This is a genomic window from Pseudomonas sp. ADAK13, from assembly GCF_012935715.1.
GTDB lineage: Bacteria > Pseudomonadota > Gammaproteobacteria > Pseudomonadales > Pseudomonadaceae > Aquipseudomonas.
The window spans coordinates 1,194,890-1,211,518 of the sequence record NZ_CP052860.1 but is presented as its reverse complement, the minus strand read 5'-3'; the positions used below and the strand labels follow the sequence as shown (position 1 = coordinate 1,211,518).

Here is a 16,629-nt window from a genome sequence, read left to right as displayed (position 1 = left end):
ATACCGGATCTACCGAGGGTCGCCGCCATGTCGCGCAACCTCTGCCTCACCCGCCAGTGCCTGGGCCTGGTTACTCGTATCGAATGTTCCATTCGCCCTCTCGCCGGGGATACCGGGATGTGGACCTTGTTGTTTGCCGCCGGAATGACTGGCGAACAGCCCTCCACCATCAAGTCTCAAGGCCCGTTTCACGGACCTTTCGTGGCACAAACCATCCTCGATTCGATTGTCGAAAGCCTGACCCTGCACGGGTACGAACTGGCCGACGACCCGCAGATCTGGTGCCTGCACCTCCAGGCGCACTTGCGACAGCTCAATGGCGGGCGGCAAACGGCGTTGAGTGATATCCGCTAAACATCGAAAACCCAATGGGTGGGTTTGTGTGGGAGCTGGCTTCCCTGCGATGCAGGCAACTCGGTCTTTCAGCTGGACCGAGGTGATGCTATCGCGGGCAAGCCCGGCTCCCACACAAGCCCGCTTGGCGCTTACGGCTTGGGGGCAGGTGCCGACTCGGGCTTGTCCAGCTTGACCTCGAACCCGTACTGCACGGTATTCAACCCGGTGCGCTGGTAGGTCTCCAATGCGCTCGGCTGGCCGTAGAAGTAATGCACGTCGAACAACGCCGTGCCGTACTCCTCTGCGCGGTGGCTGACGCCGAGAATTTCCTTCAGGTAGTTGCCGCTGGCGTCCTTGGCATAGAACCGCCAGCTGTCGGCGGGGAACAGCTTCTGGTCGACAATCAGCGCGTTGTCTTTCAGTTCCAGGCCCTTGGGCAGTTGCCCCGCCGTGAGGTTGCCTTTTTCGATGGTGGCCAGGAACAGCGGCATTGAACCTACGGCAAACCCTGGGTTCTCGGGGAACAGGTTCAGGTCATAGGTAATGGTGGCGCGCCCCGGGTCGACCTCGTAGGCCTCGGCGGGCAGCTCGATCGGCTCGCCCAGCTTGCCTTCGTCGTTGGCCGTGAGAAAGGTCACGGGGGCATCGCCGCCGCCCCGGTCGTCGCCCAGCAGGTCGTCGTTGAAGGTGTAGGGGTGATCGAACTCGATGTGCGCCGCGCTGGCGTCATCCACCGACTGATTGATGGTGACGCTTTTCTTGAGTTGGTCTTCGGACAGCGTGGCGTCCTTCAGCCAGTCGGAGGCCTGGTCGTCATACACGGTGACGGGCATCGGCAGGGGCTGTACGGTTTTCTCCAGGCTGTTCTTGTCGAAGCGCCGCACGGGCAGGTCCAGGTCCTTGCGGGTTACGGTGGCTTGGGAAAAATCGAGGACGCTGACTTGCACGTTGTCGATCAAGCCATTGAAGTACACCTTGGTGTAATGGCTGTCCTGCTTGTGTTCGAAGGCTTTCTGCTCGTCTTCCAGCTGTTTCTCGAAGGCATCGGACCAGGCCGTCTGCTTTTGCATTTCCGCCAGTTGCTTCTCGTAGAACGCCAGTTGGGCGGCGTTCTCGTTGATCGAGCCCGAACGCGAGAGAAATTGCCCGGTGGTATCGCGCGCCTGCACCAGCAGCGGGTTAGGCGATTCGTCGGCGACTTCCGGCGCGAGGGGGGCGCTGTTGGTCAGTTCGATCTCGGCGTAGTTCTTTTCCAGGGTCAGCAGGGTGACCGTGACGTTTTCTTCAGTGCGTTTGCGGCCCACGTCCTTCTTCGACAAGTCGAAGGTGAAGACTTTGCGCGGGGCGATCACTTCGACCTTGCCCTTGAGGGTGACGGGCTGCGGCTGGCTCTTGTTGTCAGTCTCGATGCCTTCGACGAACGGGTAGGTCACCGTCAGATCATCGGGGTTGGTCAGGTTGGAACTGGTGGGGCTCAACTGGATGCCCGGGTCGGTTTCCGACCATTCCGGCTGGAAGGGGATGACCTTGTTGTTGCTCAAAGTGACCGACTGCCATTCCAGGCCGTGGGGGAACGGGAACTGGTCGGGCATGTTGAAGTTGAACGGGAAGATCGGCTGCAGGTCCGTCAGGTAGTCCGAATGGGACGCCTTGCGCAGCACAAACAGGCCATTGATGTAGGTGTCAACCAGAGCCTGGGGCGTCGGGTAATGCTTGAGCAGCGCCAGGGCGTCTTCGCTGTACTCGGCCTCGATGGGCTTGGTGGCGAGCTTGACCCGCGCCCGTTCCAGCAACAGCAACGAGCCACCGAGCTCGGACACGGCGTCCTTGAGCTTGGGGTCCTGGATGGCGTCCAGGGACTGTTCGAACTTGGCGGTTTTCTCTTCGAGGCTGGCTTGCTTGTGTTCATCGCTGGGGGAACAACCGCTGCCCATCAGCAACGCCGCACACAGGCCAATGCTGGCCAAAGGGGATCGCACATCCATTATCTGAGTTTTCCTGTCCGACATCATCGAGCCGAGTTGATGAGCTCGACACTAGCAGAAAAATTCTTTTACAGATGCCGTACAGATCAGTTTTCTCGACGGTTTCTGGCGTTTGGGAACGGCTGGTATACTCGGCGCCATTTTTAGCCAAGCTGTGTGAGATTCAATGGAACGCTTTATCGAAAATGCGATGTATGCCTCACGCTGGCTGTTGGCGCCGATTTATTTCGGTTTGTCCCTGGGCCTGCTGGCGCTGGGTCTGAAGTTCTTCCAGGAAGTGTTTCATGTGATTCCCATGGTGTTCTCCATGAGTGAGTCGGATGTGATCCTGGTGCTGCTGTCGTTGATCGACATGGCGCTGGTGGGCGGCCTGCTGGTGATGGTGATGATCAGTGGCTACGAGAACTTCGTCTCCCAGCTGGACATCGACGAAAGCAAGGAAAAGCTCAACTGGCTGGGGACCATGGATTCCTCGTCGCTGAAGATGAAGGTCGCGGCGTCCATCGTGGCGATTTCGTCGATCCACTTGCTGCGGGTCTTCATGGACGCCAAGAACGTCGACCCCGAGCACCTGAAGTGGTACGTGATCATTCACATGACCTTCGTGGTGTCGGCGTTTGCGATGGGCTACCTGGACAAAGTCACCAAGCACTAATGGACGGATGGCCGGTTTTCGCCTTGTGGTTCGAGGCGTTCCGGCCTATCTCTATAGCTCTGTCCTGGAGGTGCCGTCATGAACCTGCAAGAGCTGTATGCCTACGCCACGGTGGGCCGTATTGACCAATTGAGCCTGATCTCCCTCGAAGGCGGTATCTACGTGCTGGAAGCCCGCATGCAGGGCAGGGCGTACCCGTTGGGTGATGACCAGGGCAAAACCCTGCACCTGCGTTCGGTGGAGCACGCGCGCCAACTGCTGCACAAGCACGCGATGCCGAAAATGCCGTTTGAGCTGGTGCACACCTCGGTGCACGACGAAATGTGCGGCATGCCGCCCAGCGCCGAGGAAAGCCTGCGCTTGCCGATCGCCATCCACTCCGCCTGGTAAGGGCGGGGGCTCATCATCGGTCGTTCTTGTGTGCTAGTCTGCTCGCCCTTTTAGTTCTGGGCGGTTCGGGAAATGTTGCAGTTTTCCGGCGCTGTCCTACAGCGGAGCAGTTCCATGTCCGAAGTTAACTTGTCCACCGACGAAACCCGCGTGAGCTACGGCATTGGCCGTCAGTTGGGCGACCAACTGCGCGACAACCCGCCACCGGGCGTGAGCCTGGACGCGATCCTGGCTGGCCTGACCGACGCTTTCGCCGGCAAGCCAAGCCGTGTGGACCAAGAGCAAATGGCCGCCAGCTTCAAGGTCATCCGCGAAATCATGCAAGCCGAAGCGGCTGCAAAGGCTGAAGCCGCTGCTGGCGAAGGCCTGGCTTTCCTGGCTGAAAACGCCAAGCGTGACGGCATCACCACCCTGGCTTCCGGCCTGCAATTTGAAGTGCTGACCGCAGGTTCTGGCGCCAAGCCAACCCGTGAAGACCAAGTGCGCACTCATTACCACGGCACCCTGATCGACGGCACTGTGTTCGACAGCTCCTACGAGCGCGGCCAGCCTGCAGAATTCCCGGTTGGCGGCGTGATCGCCGGCTGGACCGAAGCCCTGCAACTGATGAATGCCGGCAGCAAATGGCGCCTGTACGTGCCGAGCGAACTGGCTTACGGCGCTCAAGGCGTTGGCAGCATCCCGCCGCACAGCGTTCTGGTGTTCGACGTCGAGCTGCTCGACGTTCTGTAAGACCTTACCTGTAGGAGCGAGCCTGCTCGCTCCTACAGCGTTTTGCGCGGTTACTCATGGATGAAACTTGCCATTGAGATCCGTCACCGGGCGCAATGCCCGGGCATAGCAGAACAGAAACAGATTTCTCACCACCTCCTTCAACACCCCAGGTTCGCTGGAGCTCAGGCCATTGACGTCCAGGTCGCCCTGATCCTGCAGTTCACTTAGCGCTTCTTCTTCCAGCACCGCGCAGACTTCCCCGGTTTCCCGATGAAGGATTCGCAGGTAAGGGTGTGGGCGGTCCAGCCAGGCATCAATCAAATAAGTCATGGGTCGCATCTCCTTGATGGGTTTCAATGAGAATAATTCTTATTCAAGGAATAGCAAGTACCTATTGGCGATTTCCGTACTTTTCTGTGTGGATATTGTTTTTGATCAAAAGGCCTGGCCTTTTGCCAGTAGTGCGGGGGTGATGCGGGGAGGACGAAGCGCCATCCCGTGCAGGGCACGGGATGGAGGCAGCAGATTCAGACTTTGCGTACGAACTCGGACTTGAGTTTCATCGGGCCGATACCGTCGATCTTGCAGTCGATATCGTGGTCGCCGTCGCACAGGCGGATGTTTTTCACCTTGGTGCCGACCTTGACCACCAGAGAGGTGCCCTTGACCTTGAGGTCCTTGATCACGGTGATGGTGTCGCCGTCCTGCAGGACGTTGCCCACAGAGTCTTTTTTCACGGATTCATCGCTGGCAGCCTCGGCTTCGCCTCCGACGGCCCACTCATGGGCGCATTCCGGGCAAATCAGCTGGGCGCCGTCTTCGTAGGTGTATTCGGAATTGCATTTCGGGCAGGGTGGCAACGTGCTCACTAAAGCTCCTTTAGTTTCAGGATGGCTAAAAAGCGCACATTGTATAGGGTTTTAGCCCGGCAGGGTGCAGCAACGCCAGAGAGCGCTGTGGGAGCAGGCAAGCCAGCTCCCACATGAAGCAGAGCAGAATCAGTGGGTGCGTGCGACCGCAAACTCACTCAGCTCAACCAGGGCGTCCCGGTATTCGCTGGCTGGAAGGGCTTCCAGGCATTGGATGGCGCGAGCGACGTAGTCACGGGCCAGTTGTGCGGTGTATTCGAGGGAGCCCGAGGCTTCCACGGCTTCACGGATGCTTTCCAGGTCTTCGATCCCGCCTTTCTGGATCGCCTTGCGCACCAGGGCGGCCTGTTCCGGCGTGCCTTCGCGCATGGTGTAGATCAGCGGCAAGGTCGGCTTGCCCTCGGCCAGGTCGTCACCGACGTTCTTGCCCAGGGTTTCGGCGTCGCCGCGATAATCCAGCAGGTCGTCCACGAGCTGGAAGGCTACGCCCAGGTGATCGCCGAAGGTGCGCAGGGCTTCGCTCTGCTCGGGCGTCGCTTCGCACAGGGCCGCGGCACTGTGGGTCGAGGCTTCGAAGAGCATCGCGGTTTTGCCGCGAATCACTTCCATGTAGGTTTCTTCGGTGGTGCTGGCGTCGCGAACCTTCGACAGCTGCAACACTTCGCCTTCGGCGATGATGCGCGTGGCCTGTGAAAGAATCTTCATCACCGGCATCGAGCCCAGCTCGACCATCATTTCGAAGGAACGTGAGTACAGGAAGTCGCCCACCAGCACGCTTGGCGCGTTGCCCCACATCGCGTTGGCCGTCTCGCGACCGCGGCGCATGCCGGACATGTCGACCACGTCGTCGTGCAGCAGGGTGGCGGTGTGCAGGAACTCGATGGTCGCGGCCAGCAGGCGCAGGTCATCGCCTTCGCGGCCGAGGGCCTTGCCACACAGCAACACTAATAAAGGACGCAGGCGTTTACCGCCGGCCGACGTAATGTAGTCGCCAATTTTGGAGACCAGCGGCACTTTAGAAGTCAGCTGCTTCTTGATGATGCCGTCGACGGCGCTAAAATCGTCCGCCACCGCGCGGTAGAAAGCTTGGGGTTGCATCAGCGACAGTCGCTCCAGAAGGGTTGCGCGGCATGCTAGGACCCACGTCCCGTAGTGTCAAGGCGCGATAGACGGCTACTTGCAACACCTCCATAGCTTGCGTACAATCGCGCACCCTGAACTTCCTGGGCAGCACCTGCCTTACGCAATTGCATTCGGGACGTCCATCCCATGCAGCCATGCCAGCCAATACCTCTTCTTATAAAGCGCTGGGTGAGCAGGATTATCGGAGAAATACCATGTCGTACGCAGTAATTGTTACTGGTGGCAAGCAATACAAGGTCGCCCCAGGTGAATACCTGAAGATCGAGAAGCTGGAAATCGCTACTGGCGAATCCGTTACCTTTGATCGCGTTCTGTTGGTCGCCAATGGCGATGACGTGAACATCGGCGCTCCAGTTGTTGCAGGCGCTACCGTTGTGGCTGAAGTGATCTCCCAAGGTCGTCACGATAAAGTCCGCATCATCAAGTTCCGTCGTCGTAAGCACCACATGAAGCGTATGGGCCACCGCCAGTGGTACACCGAGATCAAAATCACCGGTATTCAGGCTTAATTTCAGCCTAATTCCTCACTAGGAGAATTGACTCATGGCACACAAAAAAGCTGGTGGTAGTACCCGTAACGGTCGCGACTCAGAAGCCAAACGCCTTGGCGTGAAGATGTATGGCGGCCAGGTTATCATTCCGGGCAACATCATCGTGCGTCAGCGCGGCACCCAATTCCACGCCGGTTACGGTGTTGGCATGGGTAAAGATCACACTCTGTTCGCTAAAATCGACGGCGTGATCAAGTTTGAAGTAAAAGGCGCTTTCAACCGCCGTTACGTGAGCATTGTCCCGAAGACTGAAGTCGTCGCGGCATAATTACGTAGTTGCTGGAAAAGCCCTGTCTCGCGACGGGGCTTTTTCGTTTGTGGGGTGAGTCTCTTGCAAAGCTGTTTGTGATGGGTGAAGGCAGTGGATTTGCGGTCGTTGCTTGAGGTCGCTGCGCTCATTTTTGCAAGAGTCTTATGTCTTGGTTTCTTAAGCTCGTCCATGCGACGAGAGGCGTTTTGTTATGAAGTTCGTTGATGAAGTTTCGATCCGAGTAAAAGCTGGCGACGGCGGTAACGGTTGCATGAGTTTCCGTCGGGAAAAATTCATCGAAAACGGTGGTCCCAACGGTGGTGATGGTGGCGATGGCGGCTCGGTCTACATGGTCGCCGACGAAAACCTCAACACCCTGGTGGATTACCGTTACACCCGGCACTTTGATGCCGAGCGTGGCTCTAACGGCGGCAGCACCGACTGCACCGGTAAAAAAGGCGAAGAGCTGGTCCTGCGGGTTCCGGTCGGCACTACCGTGATCGACTCCGCGACCCAGGAAATCATCGGCGACCTGACCAAAGCCGGTCAGCGCTTGCTGGTGGCTCATGGCGGCTGGCACGGTCTGGGTAACACCCGTTTCAAATCCAGTACCAACCGTGCGCCACGCCAGACCACGCCGGGCAAGCCGGGCGAGCAGCGTGACCTCAAGCTGGAAATGAAGGTGTTGGCTGACGTGGGTCTGCTGGGTCTGCCGAACGCTGGCAAAAGTACGTTCATCCGCTCGGTGTCTGCTGCCAAGCCGAAAGTTGCCGATTACCCGTTCACTACCCTGGTGCCAAACCTGGGTGTGGTCAGTGTCGATCGCTGGAAAAGCTTCGTGGTTGCGGATATCCCGGGCCTGATCGAAGGTGCTTCCGATGGCGCGGGCCTGGGGATTCGTTTCCTCAAGCACTTGTCCCGTACCCGCTTGCTGCTGCACCTCGTCGACATGGCGCCGCTGGATGACACCAGTGCGCCGGACGCTGCAGAAGTGATTGTCAGCGAGCTGACCAAGTTCAGCCCGTCCCTGGCTGAGCGTGACCGTTGGTTGGTACTGAACAAGTGCGACCAGATCCTTGAGGAAGAGCACGAAGAGCGCGTCAAGGAAATCGTTGATCGCCTGGAATGGACCGGTCCGGTCTACGTGATCTCGGCCATTGCCAAAGAAGGCACTGAGCGCCTCACTCGCGATATCATGCGCTACCTCGAAGACCGTGCCGATCGCCTGGCGGCCGACCCTGTCTACAAGGCGGAGCTGGCCGAGCTGGATCAGCGCATCGAAGACGAAGCCCGTGCCCAGTTGCAAGCGCTGGATGACCAGCGTGCGCTGCGTCGCAGTGGCGTCAAGTCGGTCCATGACATCGGTGACGACGATTGGGACGAAGAAGACGTGGATGATGAAGATGGCCCGGAAATCATTTACGTGCGCGACTGATTCGTTGCAGTAAACTTAAGCGCCGCTCAATCGAGCGGCGTTTTGGTATCTGGAAATCGGTAGTCACGAATAACGTTATGGGCGGCGCTGGGTCGCGCGGCCCTCTATCTAAGGTTGAAGATGATGCGGAGCAAGGTGACAGGTGCGCAGCGTTGGGTCGTTAAGATCGGTAGCGCGCTGCTGACGGCGGATGGCAAGGGGCTGGATCGTGCGGCCATGAGCGTCTGGGTGGACCAGATGGTGGCGTTGCATGAGGCTGGCGTTGAGTTGGTGCTGGTGTCGTCCGGGGCAGTTGCCGCGGGCATGAGCCGTCTCGGCTGGACCGCGCGACCCAGCGCGATGCACGAGCTGCAGGCCGCTGCCGCCATCGGTCAGATGGGCCTGGTGCAGGCCTGGGAGTCCAGCTTTGCCGAGCACGGTCGCCACACGGCGCAGATTCTGCTGACCCATGACGACTTGTCTGACCGCAAGCGCTACCTGAATGCCCGCAGCACCTTGCGCGCCCTGGTTGAACTCAAGGTGATCCCGGTGATCAACGAGAATGACACCGTGGTGACCGACGAAATTCGTTTCGGCGACAACGATACCCTGGCGGCCCTGGTGGCTAACCTGGTTGAAGCTGACTTGCTGGTGATCCTCACGGATCGCGATGGCATGTTCGACGCTGACCCGCGCAATAACCCGGATGCCCAGCTGATTTACGAAGCCCGTGCAGATGACCCGGCGCTGGATGCGGTGGCCGGCAGTGTCGGTGGTGCCCTGGGGCGTGGCGGTATGCAGACCAAGCTGCGTGCGGCGCGGCTGGCGGCGCGTTCCGGCGCGCATACTATCATCGTGGGTGGCCGGATTGAGCGTGTGCTGGATCGCCTGAAGGCGGGTGAGCGCATCGGTACGCTGCTGTCGCCCGAGCGCGGCATGCTGGCGGCGCGCAAGCAGTGGCTGGCAGGGCATCTTCAGACGCGCGGTACGCTGGTGCTGGATGCGGGTGCGGTGTCGGCGTTGTCTCAAGGCAACAAAAGCCTGCTGCCGGTGGGTGTGAAATTGGTCCAGGGCAGTTTCCGCCGTGGCGAGATGGTGGTGTGTGTGGCGCCGGACGGTCGCGAGATTGCCCGTGGCCTGGCCAATTACAGCGCCCTTGAGGCGCAGAAAATCATTGGGCAGTCGTCTGAAGCGATTGTCGGTCTGTTGGGTTACATGGCTGAGCCGGAGCTGGTTCACCGGGATAACCTGATTCTGGTTTAAGTAAAAAGGAAGTCTCGATGCGCGTAATGAAGGGGTTGCTCGGTTTGCTGTTGGCGATGCCGCTGCTGGCGTCGGCCGAAGAGATTGGCCAGGTGTCGACGGTGTTCAAGTTCGTCGGCCCCAATGACCGGATCGTGGTCGAGGCTTTTGATGATCCGAAGGTGGATGGCGTGACCTGCTACCTGTCTCGCGCCAAGACTGGCGGGGTGAAGGGTGGCCTGGGCCTGGCGGAAGATCGTGCCGAGGCGTCGATTGCTTGTCGTCAGGTGGGCGCGATTCGCTTCAAGGGCGAGCTGAAGGATGGGGATGAGGTGTTCAAGGAGCGCACGTCCCTGGTGTTCAAGACCATGCAGGTGGTGCGTTTCCTCGACAAGAAGCGCAATACCCTGGTGTATCTGGTCTACAGCGACCGCTTGATCGAAGGCAGCCCGCAGAATGCGGTGACGGCGATTCCGATCCTGCCGTGGCCTACGGCGCAGTAAATCTCTAAAAGAGCCGGCATGCCGGCTCTTTTTTTGGCTTGCCCAAATTGCAGGCAATAAAAAACCGACCCTGGGGTCGGTTTTTTAACAAGCTTATCGCTTAGGCTGCAGCAGCAAGGTTCAGAGCCTTGATGTGGCCATTCAGACGACCTTTATGGCGAGCAGCTTTGTTCTTGTGGATGATGCCTTTATCGGCCATACGGTCGATAACTGGCACGGCCAGAACGTAAGCAGCTTGAGCTTTTTCAGCGTCTTTTGCGTCAATGGCTTTAACTACATTCTTGATGTAGGTACGAACCATGGAACGCAGGCTGGCGTTGTGGCTGCGACGCTTCTCAGCCTGTTTTGCACGTTTTTTGGCGGAAGGTGTGTTGGCCACCGTCGAGCTCCTCGAAAGACTTTTTAGGAAATAGCAAACAAAATAGGCCGCGAATCATGCCGATGAGTTGAAGTCTTGTCAAGGGCGTGTGATGCGAACTGCTGAGTGGTCGATCTTAAGAGGCGGGTGATTTATTTCCGGCGCTTGACCTGTAAACTCGCGAGCTTTGGCTCTGTGCTTGTTGCAGGCGCGGAGTATCGCATATGTGGGCCGTTTGTTCGCCTGCTCTTTATCTATAGGCAAAAACTCTTTCAATGAACCTGCTCAAATCGTTGGCCGCCGTCAGCTCTATCACCATGATTTCCCGGGTTCTGGGGTTTGTGCGTGACACGCTGCTGGCACGTATTTTTGGCGCCAGCATGGCCACGGATGCCTTCTTTATTGCCTTTAAACTGCCCAACCTGCTGCGGCGGATCTTCGCCGAAGGGGCTTTTTCCCAGGCCTTCGTGCCGATTCTGGCGGAATACAAGGCCCAGCAAGGCGAGGAGGCGACCCGCACCTTTATTGCTTATGTTTCGGGTTTGCTGACGCTGGTGCTGACGCTGGTGACGATCGCGGGCATGCTCGCCGCGCCCTGGGTGATCTGGGCCACGGCTCCCGGCTTTGCCAATACGCCGGAAAAATTCGCCCTGACCACTGACCTGTTGCGGGTGACCTTTCCTTATATATTGCTGATTTCCCTGTCGTCCCTGGCCGGGGCGATCCTCAATACCTGGAACCGCTTCTCGGTGCCGGCGTTTGTGCCAACCCTGCTTAACGTCAGCATGATTGTTTTTGCGCTGTTCCTGACGCCGTACTTCGATCCGCCCGTGATGGCTCTGGGCTGGGCGGTCCTGGCCGGTGGCCTGGCACAACTGCTGTATCAGCTGCCGCACCTGAAGAAGATCGGCATGCTGGTGCTCCCGCGGCTGAACCTCAAGGACACCGGTGTCTGGCGGGTGATGCGCAACATGCTGCCGGCAATCCTCGGGGTTTCCGTCAGCCAGATCTCGCTGATCATCAACACCGCCTTCGCCTCGTTGCTGGTCTCGGGTTCGGTGTCGTGGATGTATTACGCCGACCGCCTGATGGAATTGCCGTCCGGTGTGCTGGGCGTGGCGCTCGGCACCATCCTGCTGCCAACGTTGTCCCGTACCTATGCCAGCAAGGACCGTCACGAGTATTCGCGGATCCTCGATTGGGGCCTGCGCTTGTGCTTCGTGCTGGTGCTGCCGTGCGCCGTGGCCTTGGGGTTGCTCGCCGAGCCGCTGACGGTTGCGCTGTTCCAGTACGGCCAGTTCACCGCGTTTGACGCCTCAATGACCCAGCGTGCGCTGATTGCCTACTCCGTCGGGCTGTTGGGCATCATCGTGATCAAAGTGCTGGCTCCTGGCTTTTATGCTCAACAAAATATCCGCACCCCGGTAAAAATCGCGATCTTCACCCTTATCGTGACGCAACTGCTCAACCTGGCGTTCATTGGCCCGTTGAAGCATGCCGGGCTGGCGCTGGCGATCAGTGTGGGTGCCTGCATCAATGCCGGGCTGCTGTTTTATCAGCTGCGCAAACAGAAAATGTTCCAGCCGCAGGCGGGCTGGGGCCCGTTCGCGCTCAAGCTGGTGGTGGCCGTGGGCGCGATGGCGGCGGTGCTGCTGGGCCTGATGCACTTCATGCCCGCCTGGGATCAGGGCCATATGCTGGAGCGCTTCATGCGCCTCGGTGTGTTAGTGGTGGCTGGCGTAGCGGTGTACTTCGGCATGTTGCTGCTGATGGGCTTCCGCTTGCGGGATTTCAATCGCAAGTCGCTGAGCTAGAGACTTTTCGTCGATAAAGCGGTTGTTTTATCGATTCGCACAAATGGCCTGCGCTGTTGCCTGTCGTCCGGGGCCGGGTGTGGTTATAATCGACCACTTTATGAGCAAGAAGCGCGTTATGCAGCTGGTTCGAGGTCTCCACAACCTGCGCCCCCAGCATCGGGGCTGCGTCGCCACTATTGGCAACTTTGACGGTGTTCACCGTGGCCACCAGGCTATCCTGGCCCGCCTGCGTGAGCGTGCGGTTGAGTTGGGCGTGCCCAGCTGTGTGGTGATTTTTGAACCACAGCCCCGCGAATTCTTTACCCCGGAAACGGCGCCGGCACGTCTGGCCCGCCTGCGGGACAAGCTGCAACTGCTGGCGGAAGAGGGCGTGGACCGTGTCCTCTGCCTGGCTTTCAACCAGCGCTTGCGCAGCCTCAGTGCCGCCGAGTTCGTTGACCGTATCCTGGTGGACGGCCTGGGCGTGCAGCACCTGGAGGTCGGCGACGACTTCCGTTTCGGTTGCGACCGGGTAGGGGATTTCGATTTCCTGCAGCAGGCCGGCGTCACCCAGGGTTTTACCGTCGAAGCCGCGCAAACCGTCGAACTGGACGGCCTGCGCGTGAGCAGTACCCAGGTGCGTAACGCCCTGGCCGCTGCCGACTTCGCCTTGGCCGAGCGTTTGCTCGGTCGCCCGTTCCGGATTGCCGGGCGGGTCCTGCACGGCCAGAAGCTGGCGCGCCAACTGGGCACGCCAACCGCCAACGTGCAACTCAAGCGCCGTCGTGTGCCGCTGACCGGGGTTTACCTGGTGAGTGTCGACATCGACGGCCAATCGTGGCCCGGAGTCGCCAACATAGGCGTCAGGCCCACGGTTGCAGGTGATGGCAAAGCCCACCTGGAAGTTCACCTTTTGGATTTTGCCGGTGATCTGTATGACCGGCGTTTGACGGTGGCTTTCCACCAAAAGCTGCGTGAAGAGCAGCGTTTCGCCTCCCTGGAGGCGTTGAAAACGGCGATCAATGCGGATGTCGCCGCCGCCCGTGCACTAGCCGCACCTAGCGCCCATCGCTAATGAAGAGCCTTAAATGACCGACTATAAAGCCACGCTAAACCTTCCGGACACCGCCTTCCCAATGAAGGCCGGCCTGCCACAGCGCGAACCGCAGATCCTGCAGCGCTGGGACAGTATTGGCCTGTACGGAAAGTTGCGCGAGATTGGCAAGGATCGTCCGAAATTCGTCCTGCACGACGGCCCTCCTTATGCCAACGGCACGATTCACATCGGTCATGCGCTGAACAAGATTCTCAAGGACATGATCGTCCGCTCGAAAACCCTTTCGGGCTTCGACGCGCCTTATGTTCCGGGTTGGGACTGCCACGGCCTGCCGATCGAACACAAAGTCGAAGTGACCTACGGCAAGAACCTGGGCGCGGATAAAACCCGCGAACTGTGCCGTGCCTACGCTACCGAGCAGATCGAAGGGCAGAAGTCCGAATTCATCCGTCTGGGTGTGTTGGGCGACTGGGCCAACCCGTACAAGACCATGGACTTCAAGAACGAGGCCGGTGAAATCCGTGCCTTGGCCGAAATCGTCAAGGGCGGTTTCGTGTTCAAGGGCCTCAAGCCCGTGAACTGGTGTTTCGACTGCGGCTCGGCCCTGGCCGAAGCAGAAGTGGAATACGAAGACAAAAAGTCCTCGACCATCGACGTGGCCTTCCCGATCGCCGACGAGGTCAAGCTGGCCGAAGCGTTCGGCCTGGCGAGCCTGGCCAAGCCAGCCTCCATCGTGATCTGGACCACCACCCCGTGGACCATCCCGGCCAACCAGGCGCTGAACGTGCACCCGGAATTCACCTACGCCCTGGTAGACGTCGGTGACAAGCTGCTGGTGCTGGCTGAAGAGCTGGTTGAGTCGTGCCTGACCCGCTACAACCTGCAGGGCTCGGTGATCGCGACCACTACCGGCTCCGCGCTGGAGCTGATCAACTTCCGTCACCCGTTCTACGACCGTCTGTCGCCAATCTACCTGGCCGAGTACGTTGAACTGGGCGCCGGCACTGGTGTGGTTCACTGCTCGCCTGCCTATGGCGTAGATGACTTCGTGATCTGCAAGCAGTACGGCCTGGTCAACGACGACATCATCAATCCAGTGCAAAGCAACGGGGTGTATGCGCCGTCCCTGGAGTTCTTCGGTGGCCAGTTCATCTTCAAGGCGAACCCTGCGATCGTCGACAAGCTGGCTGAAGTCGGTGCGCTGCTGCACACCGAAACCATCACCCACAGCTACATGCACTGCTGGCGCCACAAGACCCCACTGATCTACCGCGCCACCGCGCAGTGGTTTATCGGCATGGACAAAGAGCCGACCAGCGGCGAAACCCTGCGCAAGCGTGCGATCAAGGCGATCGAAGACACCAAGTTCGTCCCGGCCTGGGGCCAGGCGCGCCTGCACTCGATGATCGCCAACCGTCCGGACTGGTGCATCTCCCGCCAGCGCAACTGGGGCGTGCCGATCCCGTTCTTCCTGAACAAGGAAAGCGGCGAGCTGCACCCACGTACCGTCGAGCTGATGGAAGTGGTTGCCCAGCGCGTTGAGCAAGAGGGTATCGAAGCCTGGTTCAAGCTGGATGCCGCCGAGCTGTTGGGCGACGAAGCGCCGCTGTACGACAAGATCAGCGACACCCTCGACGTGTGGTTCGACTCGGGTACCACCCACTGGCACGTATTGCGTGGCTCGCACCCTATGGGTCACGAGACCGGCCCGCGCGCCGATCTGTACCTGGAAGGCTCCGACCAACACCGTGGCTGGTTCCACTCCTCGTTGCTGACCGGTTGTGCGATCGACGATCACGCCCCGTACCGCGAGTTGCTGACCCATGGTTTCACCGTCGACGAGAACGGTCGCAAGATGTCCAAGTCTTTGGGCAACGTGATCGCGCCGCAAAAGGTCAACGACACCCTGGGCGCCGACATCATGCGCCTGTGGGTGGCCTCTACCGATTATTCGGGCGAGATGGCCGTGTCCGAGCAGATCCTGCAGCGCAGCGCCGATGCCTACCGCCGGATCCGTAACACCGCACGCTTCATGTTGTCGAACCTGACTGGTTTCAACCCGGCCACCGACATCCTGCCGGCCGAGGACATGCTCGCCCTGGACCGTTGGGCCGTGGACCGTACCCTGTTGCTGCAGCGCGAGTTGCAAGAGCACTACGGCGAATACCGCTTCTGGAACGTCTACTCGAAGATCCATAATTTCTGCGTGCAGGAGTTGGGTGGTTTCTACCTCGACATCATCAAGGACCGCCAGTACACCACCGGCGCCAACAGCAAGGCCCGCCGTTCGGCGCAGACCGCGCTGTACCATATCTCTGAAGCGCTGGTGCGCTGGATCGCGCCGATCCTGGCCTTCACCGCCGACGAGCTGTGGGAATACCTGCCGGGCGAGCGTAACGAGTCTGTGATGCTCAACACCTGGTACGAAGGCCTGACCGAACTGCCGGCCGACTTCGAGCTGGGCCGCGAGTACTGGGAAGGCGTGATGGCGGTCAAGGTTGCGGTGAACAAGGAGCTGGAAGTGCAGCGCGCGGCGAAGGCCGTTGGCGGCAACTTGCAGGCCGAAGTCACGCTGTTTGCCGAGGAAGGCCTGACCGCCGACCTGGCCAAGCTGAGCAACGAACTGCGCTTTGTCTTGATCACGTCCACCGCCAGCCTGGCGCCGTTTGCTCAAGCCCCTGCGGATGCCGTCGCGACTGAAGTCCCGGGCCTCAAGCTCAAAGTGGTCAAGTCGTCCTTCGCCAAGTGCGCCCGTTGCTGGCACTGCCGTGAAGATGTCGGTGTGAACCCGGAGCATCCGGAAATCTGCGGTCGCTGCGTCGACAACATCTCTGGCGCTGGCGAGGTTCGTCACTATGCCTAAAGCCAGTCGTTTTGGACGCCTGGGCTTGCTCGTACTGAGCGTGCTGGTGCTGGTCATTGACCAGCTCAGCAAGGCTCATTTCGAAGGCGCCTTGCAGATGTACCAGCAGATCGTGGTGATTCCCGACTACTTCAGCTGGACCCTGGCCTACAACACCGGCGCTGCGTTCAGCTTCCTGGCTGACAGCTCCGGCTGGCAGCGCTGGCTGTTTGCCCTGATCGCCGTGGTGGTCAGTGCGGTGCTGGTGGTCTGGCTCAAGCGTCTGGGGCGCGATGACACCTGGCTGGCCGTCGCGCTGGCCTTGGTGCTGGGTGGCGCATTGGGCAACCTGTACGACCGCATCGCCCTGGGCCATGTGATCGACTTCATTCTGGTGCATTGGCAGAACCGCTGGTACTTCCCGGCGTTCAACTTTGCTGACAGCGCTATCACCGTCGGTGCAATCATGCTGGCGTTGGATATGTTCAAAAGTAAGAAAACCGGAGAGACCGTTCATGACTGAA

General features: G+C 59.6%; 18 protein-coding genes. 13 read left to right on the top strand and 5 right to left on the bottom strand.

Going from position 1 to position 16,629, the window contains the following annotated elements; translation table 11 throughout:
- The first annotated feature begins 27 nt into the window (after window positions 1-27).
- Window positions 28-354, top strand: coding sequence for a PA4575 family protein (locus HKK54_RS05780; RefSeq protein ID WP_076014017.1), 327 nt, complete (start codon window positions 28-30; stop codon window positions 352-354).
- Window positions 355-485: 131 nt separating this feature from the next.
- Here HKK54_RS05780 and HKK54_RS05775 read toward each other — a convergent pair whose 3' ends face one another.
- Complete coding sequence (locus HKK54_RS05775) at window positions 486-2,321, bottom strand: hypothetical protein (protein ID WP_169386341.1); 1,836 nt, start codon at window positions 2,319-2,321, stop codon at window positions 486-488.
- Between the two features lie 166 nt (window positions 2,322-2,487).
- Between HKK54_RS05775 and HKK54_RS05770 the strand changes: the two genes are divergently transcribed.
- The 3 genes from HKK54_RS05770 to HKK54_RS05760 all read left to right on the top strand — a co-directional run bounded on the left by HKK54_RS05770 (window position 2,488) and on the right by HKK54_RS05760 (window position 4,098).
- Window positions 2,488-2,976 (top strand): TIGR00645 family protein, encoded by a 489-nt coding sequence (locus HKK54_RS05770; protein WP_010174946.1) that lies wholly within the window; start codon window positions 2,488-2,490, stop codon window positions 2,974-2,976.
- A 78-nt stretch (window positions 2,977-3,054) separates the two neighbouring features.
- A complete protein-coding gene (locus tag HKK54_RS05765; RefSeq protein WP_010174948.1) occupies window positions 3,055-3,366 on the top strand; it encodes a DUF6482 family protein in 312 nt (103 codons plus the stop codon).
- A 114-nt stretch (window positions 3,367-3,480) separates the two neighbouring features.
- Window positions 3,481-4,098: an FKBP-type peptidyl-prolyl cis-trans isomerase gene (locus HKK54_RS05760; protein WP_003215854.1), complete on the top strand. Its 618-nt coding sequence runs from the start codon at window positions 3,481-3,483 to the stop codon at window positions 4,096-4,098.
- 54 nt (window positions 4,099-4,152) lie between these two features.
- On the opposite strand, the gene HKK54_RS05755 is transcribed toward HKK54_RS05760, so the two are convergent.
- From HKK54_RS05755 to HKK54_RS05745, 3 genes are all read right to left on the bottom strand, one after another.
- Window positions 4,153-4,410, bottom strand: a complete 258-nt coding sequence (locus HKK54_RS05755; RefSeq protein ID WP_003215856.1) for a PA4570 family protein — start codon at window positions 4,408-4,410, stop codon at window positions 4,153-4,155.
- A 197-nt stretch (window positions 4,411-4,607) separates the two neighbouring features.
- Window positions 4,608-4,949 (bottom strand): zinc ribbon domain-containing protein YjdM, encoded by a 342-nt coding sequence (locus HKK54_RS05750; protein ID WP_003215858.1) that lies wholly within the window; start codon window positions 4,947-4,949, stop codon window positions 4,608-4,610.
- Between the two features lie 129 nt (window positions 4,950-5,078).
- The gene (locus HKK54_RS05745) at window positions 5,079-6,047 is read right to left on the bottom strand and encodes a polyprenyl synthetase family protein (protein ID WP_003215860.1); all 969 of its coding nucleotides are present in this window, start codon (window positions 6,045-6,047) and stop codon (window positions 5,079-5,081) included.
- 239 nt (window positions 6,048-6,286) lie between these two features.
- Between HKK54_RS05745 and rplU the strand changes: the two genes are divergently transcribed.
- From rplU to HKK54_RS05720, 5 genes are all read left to right on the top strand, one after another.
- Window positions 6,287-6,601 (top strand): 50S ribosomal protein L21, encoded by a 315-nt coding sequence (rplU, locus tag HKK54_RS05740; protein WP_003176051.1) that lies wholly within the window; start codon window positions 6,287-6,289, stop codon window positions 6,599-6,601.
- Window positions 6,602-6,635: 34 nt separating this feature from the next.
- Window positions 6,636-6,911 (top strand): 50S ribosomal protein L27, encoded by a 276-nt coding sequence (gene rpmA, locus HKK54_RS05735; protein WP_003215862.1) that lies wholly within the window; start codon window positions 6,636-6,638, stop codon window positions 6,909-6,911.
- A 193-nt stretch (window positions 6,912-7,104) separates the two neighbouring features.
- On the top strand, window positions 7,105-8,328 hold the full coding sequence (gene cgtA / locus HKK54_RS05730) for an Obg family GTPase CgtA (protein WP_010174956.1): 1,224 nt from the start codon (window positions 7,105-7,107) through the stop codon (window positions 8,326-8,328).
- A 123-nt stretch (window positions 8,329-8,451) separates the two neighbouring features.
- Window positions 8,452-9,570, top strand: coding sequence for a glutamate 5-kinase (gene proB, locus HKK54_RS05725; protein WP_010174957.1), 1,119 nt, complete (start codon window positions 8,452-8,454; stop codon window positions 9,568-9,570).
- A 17-nt stretch (window positions 9,571-9,587) separates the two neighbouring features.
- Window positions 9,588-10,052, top strand: coding sequence for a CreA family protein (locus HKK54_RS05720; RefSeq protein WP_008432835.1), 465 nt, complete (start codon window positions 9,588-9,590; stop codon window positions 10,050-10,052).
- Window positions 10,053-10,152: 100 nt separating this feature from the next.
- Here HKK54_RS05720 and rpsT read toward each other — a convergent pair whose 3' ends face one another.
- Window positions 10,153-10,431, bottom strand: a complete 279-nt coding sequence (gene rpsT, locus HKK54_RS05715; protein WP_003215870.1) for a 30S ribosomal protein S20 — start codon at window positions 10,429-10,431, stop codon at window positions 10,153-10,155.
- A 254-nt stretch (window positions 10,432-10,685) separates the two neighbouring features.
- On the opposite strand from rpsT, the gene murJ reads away from it, so the two are divergent.
- The 4 genes from murJ to lspA all read left to right on the top strand — a co-directional run bounded on the left by murJ (window position 10,686) and on the right by lspA (window position 16,628).
- A complete protein-coding gene (gene murJ, locus HKK54_RS05710) occupies window positions 10,686-12,224 on the top strand; it encodes a murein biosynthesis integral membrane protein MurJ (protein WP_010174959.1) in 1,539 nt (512 codons plus the stop codon).
- 118 nt (window positions 12,225-12,342) lie between these two features.
- A complete protein-coding gene (gene ribF / locus HKK54_RS05705; protein ID WP_076014011.1) occupies window positions 12,343-13,281 on the top strand; it encodes a bifunctional riboflavin kinase/FAD synthetase in 939 nt (312 codons plus the stop codon).
- A gap of 13 nt (window positions 13,282-13,294) precedes the next feature.
- Window positions 13,295-16,126, top strand: coding sequence for an isoleucine--tRNA ligase (gene ileS / locus HKK54_RS05700; protein WP_169386340.1), 2,832 nt, complete (start codon window positions 13,295-13,297; stop codon window positions 16,124-16,126).
- Window positions 16,119-16,628 carry a signal peptidase II gene (gene lspA, locus HKK54_RS05695; RefSeq protein ID WP_010174962.1) on the top strand — a complete coding sequence of 170 codons (510 nt, stop codon included), beginning with the start codon at window positions 16,119-16,121 and terminating at the stop codon, window positions 16,626-16,628. Before ileS ends, lspA begins: the two co-directional genes overlap by 8 nt.
- Window position 16,629: the final 1 nt, after the last annotated feature.

What these genes read in the sequence shown, in the direction of transcription:
- HKK54_RS05780 (WP_076014017.1), top strand. Translation starts at nt 28, where the DNA reads ATGTCGCGCAACCTCTGCCTCACCCGCCAGTGCCTGGGCCTGGTTACT.
- HKK54_RS05775 (WP_169386341.1), bottom strand. Translation starts at nt 2,321, where the DNA reads ATGGATGTGCGATCCCCTTTGGCCAGCATTGGCCTGTGTGCGGCGTTG.
- HKK54_RS05770 (WP_010174946.1), top strand. Translation starts at nt 2,488, where the DNA reads ATGGAACGCTTTATCGAAAATGCGATGTATGCCTCACGCTGGCTGTTG.
- HKK54_RS05765 (WP_010174948.1), top strand. Translation starts at nt 3,055, where the DNA reads ATGAACCTGCAAGAGCTGTATGCCTACGCCACGGTGGGCCGTATTGAC.
- HKK54_RS05760 (WP_003215854.1), top strand. Translation starts at nt 3,481, where the DNA reads ATGTCCGAAGTTAACTTGTCCACCGACGAAACCCGCGTGAGCTACGGC.
- HKK54_RS05755 (WP_003215856.1), bottom strand. Translation starts at nt 4,410, where the DNA reads ATGACTTATTTGATTGATGCCTGGCTGGACCGCCCACACCCTTACCTG.
- HKK54_RS05745 (WP_003215860.1), bottom strand. Translation starts at nt 6,047, where the DNA reads ATGCAACCCCAAGCTTTCTACCGCGCGGTGGCGGACGATTTTAGCGCC.
- rplU (WP_003176051.1), top strand. Translation starts at nt 6,287, where the DNA reads ATGTCGTACGCAGTAATTGTTACTGGTGGCAAGCAATACAAGGTCGCC.
- rpmA (WP_003215862.1), top strand. Translation starts at nt 6,636, where the DNA reads ATGGCACACAAAAAAGCTGGTGGTAGTACCCGTAACGGTCGCGACTCA.
- cgtA (WP_010174956.1), top strand. Translation starts at nt 7,105, where the DNA reads ATGAAGTTCGTTGATGAAGTTTCGATCCGAGTAAAAGCTGGCGACGGC.
- proB (WP_010174957.1), top strand. Translation starts at nt 8,452, where the DNA reads ATGCGGAGCAAGGTGACAGGTGCGCAGCGTTGGGTCGTTAAGATCGGT.
- HKK54_RS05720 (WP_008432835.1), top strand. Translation starts at nt 9,588, where the DNA reads ATGCGCGTAATGAAGGGGTTGCTCGGTTTGCTGTTGGCGATGCCGCTG.
- murJ (WP_010174959.1), top strand. Translation starts at nt 10,686, where the DNA reads ATGAACCTGCTCAAATCGTTGGCCGCCGTCAGCTCTATCACCATGATT.
- ribF (WP_076014011.1), top strand. Translation starts at nt 12,343, where the DNA reads ATGCAGCTGGTTCGAGGTCTCCACAACCTGCGCCCCCAGCATCGGGGC.
- ileS (WP_169386340.1), top strand. Translation starts at nt 13,295, where the DNA reads ATGACCGACTATAAAGCCACGCTAAACCTTCCGGACACCGCCTTCCCA.
- lspA (WP_010174962.1), top strand. Translation starts at nt 16,119, where the DNA reads ATGCCTAAAGCCAGTCGTTTTGGACGCCTGGGCTTGCTCGTACTGAGC.